Here is a 15,995-nt window from a genome sequence, read left to right as displayed (position 1 = left end):
GTCATGAAAACACCGCATTCCAAACGCAAGAGCAGAGGCGGCTTCACACTGGTGGAGGTCGCCGTCGCCATGGGCATCACCGCCGGAGTGCTGACCATCCTGACCTGCATGATGGGCGCCCTGACGCGGGACGTGCGCCGTTTGAAACCCTACGAGGCATGGCGGCGGCCCGCGTTTGTGGGAAAGTCGGACAGCAGCTCCTCCAGCACCAGTTCCACCACCACGGACGACACCGGCAGCACCCAGACGCCCACCCACACGCTCCCGGATGAAAACCTCAATCCCGGCAGCCGCCCGGATGAAACCAGCATCCCGCCCGATCCTGACGATCCCGAGGCTGATCCGCCGAAAAGCGACGACAAAACCTCCACTGAAGACTCTGACAGCCCGCCTTCCACCTGACCCGCTCCAATGAAGATCACCCGCCGGCCCTCGCAGCACGGCTTCACGCTGGTGGAGGTCAGCGTGGCAACGACGCTGTCCGTGCTGCTGCTGCTTTCGCTGACGATGGCGGTGATGAATGTCTCCCACGAAGGGCGGCGGCTGGCGGATCACCTCGATCGTGGCGCACGGGTACGACTGATGACGGGCCTGCTCGTGAGCGACCTGCAATCCGCCATTATTCGCCAGGACGGGAACACCTGGCTCGCCCTCGACATCCTCGATAAAACCGACAACTCCGGCACATGGATCGAGGCCCGGGGCCAGAAGCCCGTAGATGACTCACTGCAGCTCGATCCGCGTGAAAAAGACAGCAAGGGCCGTGAATGGGCGAATCCCGAGGACTACCGTTTCGGTGTCGGCGGCATGTGGCTGCGTTTCATCGCCACCGCCGCAGACCGCGATGTGTTCACCGACGGCAAAGCGGTGCCGGGCGATGTGAACGCCGTCTCCTACCAGCTCATCCGCCGCGCCATGCCCTCCGCAGGCATGATCAGCGACCATGCAAACGCGAGCTACCAGCTCTTCCGCAGCATCGTGCGCTCCGATCAAACTTTTGACACCGGTTACATCATCGATGCCTACTCCGGCGGTGCTGAACCTGGTGAACCGGGCGAAATGAAGTCCCCGTCAGAGGACAGCATGCTCTGTGACAACATCATCGACTTCGGTGTCATCATTCATGAATGGAACGACGCGGGAAAGGTCGTGCAGGGCTTCCCCATGCGACATGACAGCCTGCCGCCGTTGCAGGATGAAAAACGCTACCGCGTGCCTCAGGACGGCGTGCCCGCGCTCATCGAAGTGATGGTGCGTGTGCTCAGCGCCAGCGGTGCCCGTGAACTGCGTGTACTGGAGCAGCAGGGCGTCTCGGCGGAACGCTGGTGGGAGATCGCCCGCCGCCACAGCCGCGTTTACAGCCGCAGCATGTCGCTGCCGCGCGTCTTGTGAGATGCTGCCACAGCAATGACGAAACCAGAAATCAGTATGACGAATGAATGACGAAGTCCGAATGATCCAAGGCAGACCGCCATCGCTGGTGACTTCCTGGCGCATTCGTCATTCGCCATTCATCATTCGTCATTCCCGCCGCAGGCGGGCCGGTTTCGCGCTCGTTGCCACGCTGCTGCTGGCCTTCCTCGTCATCAGCCTGCTCGTCGCGCTGATGACCATCGTCGTCGTCGAGACGCGTGTGATCAGAAATCAGGCGAAGCAGGCACGCGCACGATCCTTCGCCCTCAACGGCGCCTATGCCGCGCTCAGCCGCCTGCATGATTACAACGGCCTCGACTGGCGAGCCACCGCCACTGCCGGCCTGCTCGACTCCGACCCCAGCACACCCGAACTCGACGGCATCGAAAATCCCTGGCTCAGCGGCGTCTGGCCCGGACGCGCGCTTTCCTCTACGGAGCAGCGTGACAAACCCATCACCTGGCTGATCAGCGGCGCACAAGATCATCGTGATCGTGCCCCCGAGCTGGCGGCGAACACCCAGGCCTTGAGCTCCAGCAACAACGAAGATCCCGTCACGCCACAGACCAAGCTGCCCGATCCCGGCCCCGATTCCGACACCGTCTGGCTGCTGCGCCATCCTGTGGGCAAAGATCCGAAGCTCAGCGTCAAAGCGCGCATGATCCCCTTCAAAACCTCGCGCCCCTTCCGTTCCGCTGATCCCAAGAAATCATACGTCATCGGCCACTACGCCTGGTGGGCCGCGGATGAAGGCGTGAAGGCACGTGTGAATCTCCCGCTGCCGGAATTCGATCCTGTGCTGCCAGCCCCGCTCGATGACGCGCAAACCATCGCGCAGTGGCGTCTTGCCGCGCCACAACGCGCGGCGGCGCTCATGACCGGCTTTGAAAACATGCCCGACGATCAGCAGAAGCTGCACAAGGTGCTCACCTTCGCGCAAATCCCGCTGCTCGCGGGCGGAGACGGCAGCGCGCTCACCAGCGGCCTCGAACAACGCTGGCACGATGTCACCGCCAATTCGCACAGCCTCATCACCAACGCGCGCGACGGCGGTGTAAAGCTCGATCTCTCCATGCTCTTTGAAATGACCGAGGCCGACCGGCGGCAATACGGCAGCATGGGCACATCATTCGGCCCCTTGCTCGACTTTTACCAAACCTGGAAACGTGTCCGCAATCGCACCACGCGGCCCGCGCTCGACGCGCAGCCCTTTGCCATCGAACCGGCGGATGATTCGAAGGAATCGCTCGCTGTTGCCGCCAACACCTGGCTCAACACCGTATCCGCCGGCCGGCCCAGCCCTGCGCAGAAGTGCCTCTTCAGCCCCGTCGTCGTGCGCATGAGCCACGCCTTCAGCGTGCAGGCCAAACCGACCCCGCCGCGTGAAATCGAAGGCCCGGACCAGAAACTCATGCTCGTGCTCGATCCCCTCGTCACGCTCTGGAATCCCTACAACGTCATCCTCGAACTCGACGCCTTCCGCATCGACGCCTGGCTGCCCAGCACGCATCTCGTTGTCGAAAAACGTGACCCGTGGAAAAATCAGCGGCTGTATCAACCCGGCGACGAAGTCTGGCACAATGCCAAACTCTACCGCGCAAGCGAAGCCTCCATCGGCACCGAACCCGGCAATGAACCAGATCCCGCCACATCCAAGTGGCAGCCGCTCGCACGAGAATGGTCGCTCGCCACCGACATCGAACCTTCCGATGTTTTGGTGAATCACAGTCTCAGCGCGCGTCCGCGGCTGCTGCTGCTCCAGGCAAAGGACAATCCGCAGACACGGCTCGCGCTCAAACCCGGCGAGATGCTCACCTTTTCGCTCAACAGCGGCCAGGTCATCACACACACGTCGGGAAGCGTGAATCTCACCCTCGAACCCGGCTGGAACGCGGCTGGAGGCGTCAGCTTTGACCGCCTGGCCGACGATCGTCATCCGCTGCGCACGCCGGACCAACTCCTGCGCCTTTACGCGGACTCCGAGGTGCGCATCACACTCGAACCAGCGCGCGATGAGGGCTACACCGCCGCTGATCCTTTTGCCTTCGTGGCCAATTATGCCGCCGACGGCCTCGCCCCGCAGGATGTCACGACCACGCCGCAGGCCTGGCGTGAATCCATCGGTTATCAAAATGGCGGCGGCGGAAGCATTGATGACTACTCATGGGCCGGCTCACGCACCGGCCGTGGCCCTGAGTTCAGCCATCGCATTCGTGCTTACACCGGCCAGGAAGACGGCAAACCGCTGCCCGGCATGAGCACCGCGCTCAAACTCGGCCAGGACATCACCGCTGATGCAAAAAAGTTTCTCGGAGTCATCGACTGGCACATGAAGAGCGCTGCCGGCGGCGATTTTCCTGCCGCGATGATCGCTCACTTCGATCCGCGTGCCGTCATCGTGCGCCATCCCGGCGCTGGTTATCCCGCCACGCTGCCGCATTATCAAATCAAAGCACGCCGCATCACCAACGGCGACGAGGTGCCCGGCACGATCAAGCCGCTCACCGGCACAAACCTGCCCCATGCACCGCTGTTTGAGGTTCCCACCGCGCCGCTGATCTCCATCGGTCAGTTGCAGCATTTTCCCCTGCAAAGCGAGGCCCCGTGGCTCGTCGGCATGCCAGGCTACCTGCTCGGCAATTCCTGGGCCAGTCCGTGGACGCCCCGCACCAGCATGAGCGCTGACAACCACTTCGATGTGTCCTACCAGGCCAATTTTCTCTTCGACACCTTCTTCTTCTCCTCCATCACGCCACGACCTGGTGAGAACACCGTGAACGGTCGCCTCGCCGACTTCCTCGACTCGAAGCTCTCCAAACCGCTGCCAAATCCGCGCATGAAATTTCTGCTCGACTACGGCCAGCACCGCAAAGGCCTGCTCGCCGCGCTCACCCGTCCTCTCGATCCCGAGGAGAGTCCCGTCGCGCCTTTTCGCCGCGTCGCCGCGAATCTGCTCATCGAAGGCGGATTCAACGTCAACTCCACCTCCGTCGAGGCATGGACGGCCATCCTCGGCAGTTTGCGCGGCGTGAAAATTCCCACCTTTGACGCCGCGGGCACCGGCCTCAGTCTTGCTGATTCCTTCGGCTGCCCGCTGCCGCGCTTCACCCTCGTCAATGGACCTGCCAACATACCGCAGGACTGGCGCGGTCATCGCAGCCTCACCAGCGCAGAGATCAGAACTCTCGCCACCGAGATTGTGCGCGAAGTCAAAACGCGCGGCCCCTTTTTGAATCTCTCAGATTTCATCAACCGGCGCCTCACGGACGACGAAACTGGAAAAAAAGGCGCGCTCCAGGCCGCCATCGACCGCAGCGGCATCAATCTCGCCTTTGAAAACCTTCAGGTCACCCGCCAGCAACTCGATGATGCCGCCGCTCTCGGCACTGCGGCCGGCATGGACTGGAGTTTCCCATTCCCCGATCATCTGACCGGCCCCATCGCCACCGCCGCACCCGGTTATCTCACGCAGGCCGACATTTTGCAGGCCATCGCTCCGCATCTCGTCACCCGCAGCGACACCTACAAGATCCGTTCGTATGGCGATGTCGTTCATCCCCTCACCGGTCGCCTCGAAGCACGGGCCTGGGTCGAAGTCATCGTCCAGCGCACGCCTGACTATGTGAACTACCCCAACAAGGACGAGCCGCCCGAAGAACGCCGCCTCGATCCCAACTGGCAGCAAACCAATCAACTTCACAACATCTCCAACCGCGTCTATGGCCGCCGCTGGCGCGTCGTCCGCGTCCGCTGGCTGTCTGCGGAGGAGGTGTGAGATCATTTCGTGCTTGGCGAAGCCCCGGCGCTCATTCCATGATGCGCCTATGTTCCGCCTTTTTCTTTTTTTTGCCTTCGTCACCAGCGTTCACGCGCAATGGACGACCTCCCGCATCCACGGCTCTCCTGAAGCGCCGAAGCCATATGTGCCCGAGCAGGTCTTCACTCAAATCGCGCTGAACGACGCGCTGGAGATGATCACCGTGCCTGGAGCGCATCGGTTTGTCGCCGTGGAGAAGAATGGTAAGATCTGGAGCTTCAAGGATGCGCCCGACGCGGCAGCGAAAGACCTGCTCATTGACCTCAAACCCGATCATCCGCTGCTTCAGCATGCCTATGGCATCGCGTTTCATCCGAAGTGGCAGGAAAACGGCCTCGTCTTCATCACCTACGCGTATGGCGACAAAGTTCCCGATGGCACCAAGCTCTCACGTTTCAAACTCACGCAGCAGGAGCCGCCGGTGCTTGATCCGAAGTCGGAAACCGTGCTGCTGACGTGGCAAAGTGGCGGCCACAACGGTGCCTCGATTCAATTCGGGCCGGATGGCATGCTCTACATCTCCACGGGTGATGCCACCGCTCCTTCGCCGCCGGATTCGCTGAAGACCGGGCAGGACTTGAGCGACTTCTTGTCCTCCATCCTGCGCATCGACGTGGATCATGAGGAGAACGGCAAAGCGTATGCCATTCCGAAGGACAATCCGTTTCTCACGACACCGAACGCACGTCCCGAGATCTACGCCTTTGGCTTCCGCAATCCGTGGAAGATCAGCTTCGACCCAAAAGGCCGCCTATGGTGCGGCGATGTTGGCTGGGAGCTGTGGGAGATGATTCATCTCGTCCCGAAAGGCGGCAATCACGGCTGGAGCGCCATGGAGGCCAGCCAGCCGATCATGCCAGACACCAAAGGCCCTGGCGACATCATCCCGCCCGTGGCCGCACATCCACACACCGAGGCCGCGAGCATCACCGGCGGCTATGTGTATCATGGCAGCCGCTTCCCTGAACTGCGCGACGCCTACATCTACGGCGACTACGAGACCGGCAAAATCTGGGCGCTCTGGCATGACGGCACGCAGGTCACGCGTCGCGAGGAAATCGCCGACACGCCGCACAAGATCGCCACTTTCGGCCTCAGCGAGGACGGCGAGCTGTATTGGATGAATTGGGAAAAGGACACGCGCATCTACCGCCTGTCGAAAAATCCCGCCGTCGGCAAACCGAGCCAGTTTCCGCGCAAACTCAGCGAAACCGGCCTCTTCACCGACACGGCGGCGCAAACTCCCGCCGCAGGCGTGCTGCCCTTCGAGATCGCCGAGCCGATGTGGCAGGACGGAGCGAAGGCGCAGCGATTTGTGGCCCTTCCCGAAGGAAAAAGCATCAAGACAACCACCAGCGGCAATGCTGCGAAGCCGAACTACCAGGTCGAATGGCCCGCCGAGTCTGTCCTGGCCCGCACGATCGCTTTGAAGAAGAAAATCGAGACCCAAGTGCTCCACTTCGACGGCGAAACCTGGAACGGCTACTCCTACCGCTGGAACGATGCCGGCACCGATGCCGAACTCGCCGGCGTGGACGGTGAGGAGTTCATCATCGACAAGCAACCCTGGCGCATCCACGGCCGCGCCGAATGCGCCCGCTGCCACAACAACTGGAGCGGCTTCGCGCTCGGCTTTCAACCGGATCAACTCGTCAACATCAGCGGCAAGAAGCCCGAGGAGGCCGCTGAACTCTTCAACGGGCCTTTCACCGAGCGCTTGAAGAACCGCCTCGTCTCCAGTCACGACAAACAGGCCGACCTCGAAACCAAAGCCCGCTCCTGGCTCCACGCGAATTGTGCGCATTGCCATCGCCGCCACGGCGGCGGTAGCGTGCAGCTCATGGTGAACGCGGATTTGCCCACGGCGGAGACGATGATGCTGAATGAGAAGCCGGTGCGCGGCGACCTTGGTCTTGCAGACGCGAGGGTGATTTCACCCGGCAAGCCGGAGCAGAGCGTGCTGCTGGCCCGCATCGCCCGCAGTGGGAATGGCCACATGCCGATGATTGGTGCCCGTGAGGTCGATCCGCATGGCTTCCGTGTGTTGTGGGACTGGATTTCGGGAGAAGCGACAACTCACCGTCCCTCCAGAGTCGAATCGCCTTCCGACGCGCTTCTGCTCGCGAACGCCATCGCGAAAAACGAGGCTAAGTTCGACCCAGCTCTCGCCAAGCACCCGAATCCCGAGATCGCCAGCTACTTCGAGCGCTTCCTGCCTCACGACCAACGCGTGAAGACCCTCGGCATGAATTTCGACGGGAAAAAGCTCCTCACCATCAAAGGCGATGCGAAACGCGGAGCGGAACTCCTCAGCATGACCGGCAAAATGGCCGCCTGCCTCGCCTGCCACATCCTCAACGGCACGGGACGCGATTTTGGGCCGGATTTGAGCAAGGTGGGCGCACGACTGACACGCGAGCAGATCCTCGAAAGCCTGCATCAGCCGTCCAAAGCCATCGCGAAGGGTTATGAGACGTGGATGCTGACCTTGAAGGACGGCAGCATGCAAACCGGCTTCGTCGTGAACCCTGGCGACACCGCCGTGACGCTGAAACTCCCCACCGGCCAGCCGCAGACCTTCGAGCGTGCCCAAATCCGCAGCCAGAAAGTCGAACCGATGTCCCTGATGCCGGAGGGGCTGCTCCAAAGCATGACCGAACAGGAGGCGGCGGACGTGATCGCGTTTCTAGCGGGATTGAAGTAATCCGTTACATCCATGAGAAAAATGCGTGTGCGTGACATCCGTGCGCGTTTCAAACCAGTGATGCACACCACCCCTGTGACCTGTCCGAGCTGTTTTCAGGAATTTGAGGTTCCCGCTCCCGCGTTTGGCGAGATTCCGTGTGATGTGGACTACGACTGCGAGGTGTGCTGCCGACCGCTGCGCATCTTCTTCGAGGAGTCAGATGGAAAAGTGGTCGGAACCGCCTACGGGCTGGGTGCGAGCGGGCCGTTCGGCTGACTTTTACTCGAATTGGTTCACCTGACATTCTGGCAACCTCAAGTTTTTCACCCGCTGCGCCTTCCTTGCGCGTTTTCGCAGAGAGTGCATTTGGCTGTTTGCAAAAACAGAAGTTGTCGTTAATCTCGGAAAATCCCGCTGCCAGGAGTCTGGTGGATGGGAAGCTTAACAAACAGGTTAACACCCACACACACATGAAAATCGCTATCCTCACCCTTATCGCGGCTTCCGCCGTGCTTAGCTCCTGCCAGCAGACCCCTCCGCCGCCGCCACCACCACCGGTGTACTCCGGCAAGTAAGTCATCGGCCGCCAAAAGCGGCTGATCTACCATCTTACACCAGATCAAATGATCCGTTTTGCCACTGTTCTGATCGCTGCGTCCTCGATGCTTCTCGCATCCTGCGCCACGAAGAAGGATTGTGCGACGTGCGACTCCAAAGCGGCCTCGTGCTGCAAGGAAGGCCACAAGCACTAGTCTGACAGGAAACTGAATCCACGCCGCCGTTCCCCACCCAACCGGGGGACGGCGGCTTCTTTTTTGGGCCACTGGATGGCAGATGCTCGTTGCTTGATGCCTCCCCTTCGTCATTCCTCATTTCACGATGCCCTCCTGCCTGCTCGCCCTCGAATCTTCCTGCGATGAGACCGCCGCCGCGATCTGCACGCTGGATGGCGGGCTGATCGCGAGCCGCATCGCCTCGCAGATCGAGATCCATCGCCAGTATGGTGGCGTGGTGCCGGAGGTGGCTTCGAGAAACCACATCCTGCATGTGTGCCCGCTGGTGGAGCAAGTTTTGACGGATGCAGGGAAAAAGCTCGGCGACATAGCGGCTTTCGCCGCCACCAACGGTCCTGGCCTGGTCAGTTCACTGCTCATCGGCACCTCAATGGCCAAGGCGCTCGCCATCGCGGAACACAAGCCATTCATCGCCGTGAACCACATGGAGGGGCATTTGTTGTCCCCGTTTATGAATGACAACGGCCCTGTTCGTTCGTGTGTGGCGCTCATCGTCAGCGGCGGTCACACCATGCTGGTGCGCGTGCATGACGTTGCGCGCTACGAACTGCTAGGACGCACCCGTGACGACGCGGCGGGCGAAGCCTTTGACAAGGTCGCCAAAATGATCGGTCTCCCCTACCCTGGCGGGCCGGAGATCGACAAACTCGCCCAGCGTGGTGATCCGGCTGCCTTCGCGTTTCCGCGCAGCTTTCTCGATGGCCGCAGTCTGGAGTTCAGCTTCAGCGGCTTGAAAACGGCCGTGTTGTATGAACTGCCCAGGCTCGATCTGCACAACGAGCAGGTGCTCGCCGATCTCAGCGCCAGCGTGCAGGCGGCGATCATCGAGGTGCTCGTTGAAAAGCTCGTGCTCGCTGCCCGGCACTGCGGCGAAAAACTCGTCACCGTCAGCGGCGGTGTGAGCTGCAACCGCGGCCTGCGAGCGGCCTTGACGGCCCGCTGCGCCAAAGAAGGCCTGCAACTGCTGCTCGCACGGCCTGATCTTTGCACCGACAATGCCGGCATGATTGCCTTTGCCGCCGTGCAGCGTTTCAACACCGGCCATTCCTCGCCGTTGGAGGCCGATGTCGATCCCAACCTCTCGCTTGTCAGTTGATCCCACTTCAGACCCCATGCGCCCGCTTCTATTTCTCCTCTGCGCATCCATTTCGCTTCACGCAGGCGACTGGCCGCAATTTCTCGGCCCGCAACGCGACGCCACCGCTCAGGATGAAGCCGTGATCACCGGCGGCTCTGAGCCGGAAATTCTCTGGAATCGCAAACTCGGCAGCGGCCATGCCGGGCCGGTGGTCTCAAAAGGACGTGTGATCGTGTTTCATCGCCAAGGAGCCGACATGGTCACCGAGGCGCTCCATGCCACCGATGGCAAAGCGATCTGGAAGCAGGCGTATCCCGCAAGTTACCGCGACAGCTTCGGCATGGACAACGGCCCGCGTGCCGTGCCCTGCGTCAGTGATGGCAAGGTCATCACGCATGGGCCGGAGGGCATCGTGCAGACGCTTGATTTCGAATCGGGCAAGCTGCTGTGGAGCTACGACACCGTCACGGAACTCGAATCGCCGCAGGGATATTTTGGACGTGCGTGTTCGCCGCTCGTCACTGATGGCAAAGTGCTCATTAATGTTGGTGGCAAGGGTGGAGCAGGCATCATCGCGCTCGACTTGCAGAGCGGAAAACTCGTCTGGCAGGCCACGGATCATGAGGCGGGCTATGCGTCGCCGATTTTGATCCCCGAAGACACCAGCGTGAGCGCGTTCTTCACCCGCAGCGGCATCGTTTTGACGCAGAACAGCGATGGCAAGGTGCTCGCCGATGAGTTCTTCCGCGCCGAGATCGACGCCTCCGTCAACGCCGCCGCTCCCGTGCCGTGTGGCGATGGCAAACTGCTCTTTTCCGCCGCTTACGATGTCGGAGCCGCCTTGTGGCAATGGAACAAGGCGGAACGCAAACTGGTCAATCTGTGGAAAAAAGCCGACGCTCTCGACTGCCATTACACCACGCCGGTTTATCACGATGGGTATGTCTATGGCCTGCACGGCAGGCAGGAGAGCGGCATGACGCTGCGCTGCATCTCCGTGGCCGATGGCAAAGTCGCGTGGGAAGCGCCGGATCGCATTCAGGGCGGCACCTTGATCGTCGTCGGTGACAAGCTGCTCCTGCACAACGAATCCGGCGAATTGTGGATCATCCAGGCCATGCCCGCAAAGTTTCAACTCCTGCGCAGCAGCCAGATCACTCGCGCCGGCCACCGCAGTCACGATGCCTTCGCCAACGGCCTGCTCTATGCCCGCGATGCGGAGAAGATGGTCGTGGTGAAGGTGAAGTAGCCGCTGGATTGATCCGCCGCCGCGTCTAGTCTGGGTTCATGGCCCAGATCGGCAAACGCAACTCCCTCACCGTCCTTCACAGCACGCCACACGGCGTTTATCTGCATGGGGGTGAGCATGGGGAGATTCTGCTGCCGAACCGCTACATCCCCAAGGGCACGAGCCTTGGCGAGATGCTGGACGTCTTCATCTATCGGGACTCCGAAGATCGTCTCGTCGCCACCACCGAGACACCGCTGGCCACCGTGGGTGAATTTGCGACGCTGGAAGTCGTCAGCGTGAACCGCAACATTGGAGCCTTCCTGAACTGGGGGCTGCTGAAGGATCTACTGCTGCCGTTTCGTGAGCAGGCGGACCAGGTTTCGGTGGGCGACAAGGTCGTCGCCTACATCCTGTTGGATGAGAAAACGGACCGCATCATCGCCACAACGCGATTGAACCGGCATCTGAGCCGTGAGCGGCCGCCGTTCAAACCGGCGCAGCCGGTGTCGCTGCTCATTACCGCCCGCACGCCGCTGGGATACAATGCGATTGTCGAAGGCACGCATCTGGGGCTTCTGTATCACACGAATGTCGGCGCCCCGTTGCACATTGGCCAAAAACTCAACGGATTCGTCAGCATGGTGCATCCCAGCGGGAAGATCGATCTCAGCCTGGATGCCTCCGGCTATCAGCGTGTGGCATCCCTGACGGATCGCATCCTTGAGGCGCTGAAAAACAGTGGAGGTCGTCTTGCTTTCGATGACGACAGCCCGCCTGAAGCCATCCGCAACACCTTTGAAGCGAGCAAAAAGGCCTTCAAACAGGCGCTGGGCGCCCTGTATCGGCAACGCCGCATCGAGTTCACGCGTCCGGGCATTGCCGCCGTGGATATTCGCGAGACCAAGGCCGGTGATTGGAAGCCGTCCGAATAAAAACGCTGATCACGGGGCCGGATACTTCTTCACCTCCGACTGTGTGCCGTCGATAAAGGTCAATTGCAGCGCCACAAACTTCAAACCGGCGGGTGCTTTGAGGTAGGGGAGCCCTTCGCCGATCTCATACGGGCTTTCACCTGGCTTTGGCGGTGTGAAAGGAAACTCCTGGTCGAGTTTTTCGCTGTCGAACGAGTAGCGGATGGATTTGAGGATGCCGCGATGCGTGAGCACGCCGGTGAAATAAACATTCCCATTCTGAATGCTGAGCCAGGAGGTGGCGGTCATGTCGAGCATCGACTTGCCGGCTTTGAGAGCAGCCTCGGCCGTGTTCAGTTTCAAGATAAAGGGCCCGTTCACTTTGTCCGCCATGTCAGTGTAGCGAACCTCGAGCGTGTGCTCACCCGGCGTGAGACTGGCGACCATGATGGTCTGCGACGGCATTGGCAGTCCGGTCTGTGGATTGGTCATGTTGGCGAAGCCGGTGGATTTGAACTCGCCCGCGCTGTCCAGCTTGTACTCGACGTTTTTGATTTTGTAGTCGGCGAAGCCCAGCGTCAGCATCCAGCCCTGGTTCGATTGATTCGCTGAAAGCGTCACCGGATTCTCCAACACCGCCGCAGGCATCGCCGTGAGCTTGGCAAGACGTGATTCCGCGTCATCGAGCCATGCCTTGGCCTGCTTCTTGTCCATGACGTAGCGCTGGAACTTCCCAGCGCCGTCCAGCGCGCGAAATTGCTCCAGCAGCGCCTTTTCCTCGCGTTTGTCGGCCAAAGTCTGCTCGCCGAGCTTCTCCACTGAAAACTCGCGGCTCAGCAGATATACCGCCGGGGCGAAATCCGCGTGTTTTTCGATGCCTTGCTTCAAAGCGGCGACGCGCTGCTCCTTCGGCAACAGCAGCGCCGCCACGACCTCCAAACTCGTGCTCGTGTTGTTCTTCCGCATCGCCGCCACGACCTCACGCGCGCCTTCCAGGCCGTCCTGCACTTTCAGCATGTCGGTGTAGGCCAGATAGGGGTCGATGAAGTCCACACCGCTCGCGAGATAGGCATTGTAGCTCTTGCGCGCGCTGGCGAAGTCGGACTTCAGCTCGAACATGCGGGCGTTGTGGTAGTGCTCCGCCGGAGTCGTGGCATTGGCGATGATCGCGCCGCTTTTCGAGGCCTGTTCAAACACCGCGCTCATGTCCCCCAGTTTCGTGAGCACCTGATCGGTCTTGGTTTCGATGCGCTCCGTCGTCTCTTTGACCGCCACCACGTCCTTCTCGATCTTGAACAGCGACTTCTGCACCTGCTCCAGCGCGGGGACGAGTGTGGCGAGCACGCCTTTGTCCTCCTCAGCCGCGAGTTTTTGCGCGCCCATGAACAGGCACAGCACCACGGTCGAAACGAGGCCGAAGGCAAAGCTCACACTCCAAACATTGTGCTCCGTGGCCTGCTCGAGTTCCTCCTGCGTCACCTTGCCATCCGCCATCGCACGACGCAGCTTGCGCTGATGTCCGCCGAACCACAACAGGCCTGCGACAACAGTCAGGCAACCCGCTCCAATCGTGAGCCAGAGAATAAAATTCGCCACTGGCGTCCCCAGATCTGCGGCCAACCCCACCATTCCTGACAGCGGTCCACCGGCTTTCGCCGCGCGCAGCATCAATGATTGATAATTCCGGCCACAGGTGCCGCAGAGAGAGGAAAGGAGTGAGGCCATGACCCGAGGATCATGACCTACACTCGATCAAACGTGAAGTGCAAAAAATGAAGCACTGATGACTTACGGCAGCGGAAAACGCTTGTTCGTCTCGCTGACCTGGTCGCGGATCTCAGCCAGCACAGCGGCGTTGTCGCGATTCTTGAGGGCGTGGTCGATCCAGGCGGCGATCCGTTTCATCTCAGGCTCTTTCATGCCGCGCGTCGTGACCGCCGGTGTGCCGACGCGGATGCCGCCGCCGAGGGTGATCTTCTCGGTGTCGAAGGGGATGCCGTTTTTGTTCACGGTGATGGCGGCTTTGTCGAGCGTCTCGCTGGCGATTTTGCCGTTGAGGCCTTTCGGGCGCAGATCGACGAGCATGAGATGATTGTCCGTGCCGCCGCTGACGATTCGGTAGCCGAGTGCGGTGAGCGCGGCGGCGAGGGCCTGGGCGTTTTTGACGACCTGGGCGGTGTAGTCCTTGAAGTCAGGACGCAGGCATTCTCCGAAGCAGACGGCCTTCGCGGCGATGACATGCATGAGCGGACCGCCCTGCACGCCGGGGAAGACCTGGCTGTTGATCTTTTTGGCGAGTTCCTCGTTGTTCGTGAGGATCATGCCGCCACGCGGGCCACGCAGGCTCTTGTGAGTGGTGGTGGTGACGAAGTCGGCATGCTCCATCGGTGACGGATGCGCGCCACCGGCGACGAGGCCGGCGATGTGGGCCATATCGACGAAGAGATAAGCGCCGACGCTCTTGGCGATCTCGCTCATTTTTTTGAAGTCGATGATGCGCGGGTAGGCGCTGGCACCGGCGGTGATCATCTTCGGCTTCTCGCGCAGGGCGACTTCGGCGAGTTCGTCGTAGTCGATGCGTTCGTCGGTCTGGCTGACGCCATATTGACAGAACTTGTAGAAACGACCCGAGAAGTTGGCGGGATTACCATGCGTGAGGTGGCCGCCATGGGCCAGATTCATGCCGAGCACTTTGTCGCCGTGCTGGAGCACGCTAAAATAGACGGCCGCATTGGCCTGCGAGCCGGAGTGTGGCTGCACGTTGGCGAATTTAGCGCCGAAAAGTTCGCAGGCGCGGTCGATGGCGAGTTGCTCGACCTTGTCCACTTCCTCGCAGCCACCATACCAACGTTTGCCTGGGTAACCTTCGGCATACTTGTTCGTCAAGCAGCTGCCTTGAGCGGCCATGACGGCCTTGCTGGTGAAGTTTTCGCTGGCGATGAGTTCGATGTGGTCCTGCTGCCGCTGCTGCTCGCCGCGGATGATTTCGGCGACGACGGGATCGGAAGTGGCGAGGATGCTGAGGGGGTGGGCTTGGGTGTTCATTTTATCGACTCTGCGGCCGTGGCGGCCACCGACGAAGGGCGTCGTTAACCAAGTATCGACGATTTCTTTGGCGGTGGTTTCAGGGGTGGTTTTGCCAGCGAGGCAGAGAATGTTGGAGGCGTTGTGCTCACGCGTGATGGCGGCGGTAGCGGCGTCATGCACTAGCGAGGCCTGGATGCCCGCGTGGCGGTTGGCGGCGATGCACATGCCGATGCCCGTGGTGCAAACGAGGATGCCCGCATCGGCGCGGCCATCTAGCACACGCTCACTCACAAGTTCCGCGTAGTCCGGATAGTCCACGGAGTCCATGTTGTGCGTGCCCAGATCGTCCACGGCATAACCACCGGCCTTCAAATGCGCCACGACGGCGTTTTTGAGCGCGAGGCCACCATGATCGGAGCCAATAGCAAGGGAGTGTGGGGTTGGGTTGGACATGAGTGAAGGGGTCAATGGGTCAAGGTGGTCAGGAGGTCAAGTTTCTGGCTCTTTCCAAGTCGTGTCGATGTAGGCCAGCAGGCTGGGGAGCATTTTTTCCAAGTCGCGCAGCGTCTCTTCATACGCAGCACGGCCTTGGCCGAAGGGATCGGAGACATCCTTGCCTCGGAGGGCATCCTCGGCGGCGAATTCGGAGACGAGATAGACCTTGTCCACCTGCTCCGGAAATTCCTCGGCAATCGCCGCCATGTGGTGCGAGGACATGGTGAAAACGTGCGTGGCACGCTCCAGGTCCGCGCGTTCGAGCATGCGGCTCAGGAAGCCGGAGAGCTCGATCCCGCGTTCCTTGAGCAGCGCTGCGGTGTGCTTGCTGGCAGGCATGCCGGGAGCCGCCGCCACACCGGCGCTGGCAATCTGGTAATCCGCGCGCTCCTTGACCAGATCGCGAAACAGCGCCTCTGCCATCGGGCTGCGGCAGGTGTTGCCAGTGCAGACAAAAAGAACGCTTTTCAAAGTGCGGTGCGGGTTTGATTCGATCCCGCCGGGCGGCGGGACGGCAGTGTGTCGCGACACCCCCGTTTGTCA

Annotated in this window: 11 protein-coding genes; 8 read left to right on the top strand and 3 right to left on the bottom strand. The window is 61.1% G+C overall.

Features of this window, described 5'->3' with window-relative positions; genetic code table 11:
• Nucleotides 1-3: 3 nt before the first annotated feature.
• The 8 genes from U1A53_RS21305 to U1A53_RS21270 all read left to right on the top strand — a co-directional run bounded on the left by U1A53_RS21305 (nt 4) and on the right by U1A53_RS21270 (nt 11,951).
• Nucleotides 4-402, top strand: coding sequence for a prepilin-type N-terminal cleavage/methylation domain-containing protein (locus U1A53_RS21305; RefSeq protein WP_322283876.1), 399 nt, complete (start codon nt 4-6; stop codon nt 400-402).
• Between the two features lie 9 nt (nt 403-411).
• On the top strand, nt 412-1,392 hold the full coding sequence (locus U1A53_RS21300; RefSeq protein WP_322283875.1) for a prepilin-type N-terminal cleavage/methylation domain-containing protein: 981 nt from the start codon (nt 412-414) through the stop codon (nt 1,390-1,392).
• Between the two features lie 43 nt (nt 1,393-1,435).
• Nucleotides 1,436-5,188, top strand: a complete 3,753-nt coding sequence (locus U1A53_RS21295; RefSeq protein WP_322283874.1) for a hypothetical protein — start codon at nt 1,436-1,438, stop codon at nt 5,186-5,188.
• A 49-nt stretch (nt 5,189-5,237) separates the two neighbouring features.
• Nucleotides 5,238-7,934 carry a PQQ-dependent sugar dehydrogenase gene (locus tag U1A53_RS21290; RefSeq protein WP_322283873.1) on the top strand — a complete coding sequence of 899 codons (2,697 nt, stop codon included), beginning with the start codon at nt 5,238-5,240 and terminating at the stop codon, nt 7,932-7,934.
• Nucleotides 7,935-7,946: 12 nt separating this feature from the next.
• Entirely contained in the window at nt 7,947-8,192 is a 246-nt protein-coding gene (locus U1A53_RS21285; protein ID WP_322283872.1) for a hypothetical protein, read from the top strand.
• A 603-nt stretch (nt 8,193-8,795) separates the two neighbouring features.
• A complete protein-coding gene (gene tsaD, locus U1A53_RS21280; protein ID WP_322283871.1) occupies nt 8,796-9,806 on the top strand; it encodes a tRNA (adenosine(37)-N6)-threonylcarbamoyltransferase complex transferase subunit TsaD in 1,011 nt (336 codons plus the stop codon).
• Nucleotides 9,807-9,822: 16 nt separating this feature from the next.
• Nucleotides 9,823-11,037 (top strand): PQQ-binding-like beta-propeller repeat protein, encoded by a 1,215-nt coding sequence (locus U1A53_RS21275; RefSeq protein ID WP_322283870.1) that lies wholly within the window; start codon nt 9,823-9,825, stop codon nt 11,035-11,037.
• Nucleotides 11,038-11,075: 38 nt separating this feature from the next.
• On the top strand, nt 11,076-11,951 hold the full coding sequence (locus U1A53_RS21270) for a S1-like domain-containing RNA-binding protein (protein ID WP_322283869.1): 876 nt from the start codon (nt 11,076-11,078) through the stop codon (nt 11,949-11,951).
• A 9-nt stretch (nt 11,952-11,960) separates the two neighbouring features.
• Here the strand turns inward: U1A53_RS21270 and U1A53_RS21265 are convergent, their stop codons facing one another.
• The 3 genes from U1A53_RS21265 to U1A53_RS21255 all read right to left on the bottom strand — a co-directional run bounded on the left by U1A53_RS21265 (nt 11,961) and on the right by U1A53_RS21255 (nt 15,923).
• Nucleotides 11,961-13,655 carry a hypothetical protein gene (locus U1A53_RS21265; protein WP_322283868.1) on the bottom strand — a complete coding sequence of 565 codons (1,695 nt, stop codon included), beginning with the start codon at nt 13,653-13,655 and terminating at the stop codon, nt 11,961-11,963.
• A 63-nt stretch (nt 13,656-13,718) separates the two neighbouring features.
• Nucleotides 13,719-15,410: a ribose 5-phosphate isomerase B gene (rpiB, locus tag U1A53_RS21260; RefSeq protein WP_322283867.1), complete on the bottom strand. Its 1,692-nt coding sequence runs from the start codon at nt 15,408-15,410 to the stop codon at nt 13,719-13,721.
• A gap of 36 nt (nt 15,411-15,446) precedes the next feature.
• Nucleotides 15,447-15,923, bottom strand: coding sequence for a low molecular weight protein arginine phosphatase (locus U1A53_RS21255; RefSeq protein ID WP_322283866.1), 477 nt, complete (start codon nt 15,921-15,923; stop codon nt 15,447-15,449).
• Nucleotides 15,924-15,995: the final 72 nt, after the last annotated feature.

Source organism: Prosthecobacter sp., from assembly GCF_034366625.1.
Lineage (GTDB): Bacteria > Verrucomicrobiota > Verrucomicrobiia > Verrucomicrobiales > Verrucomicrobiaceae > Prosthecobacter.
The sequence above is the reverse complement of the archived record's forward strand: the minus strand, read 5'-3'. Positions and strand labels throughout refer to the sequence as shown.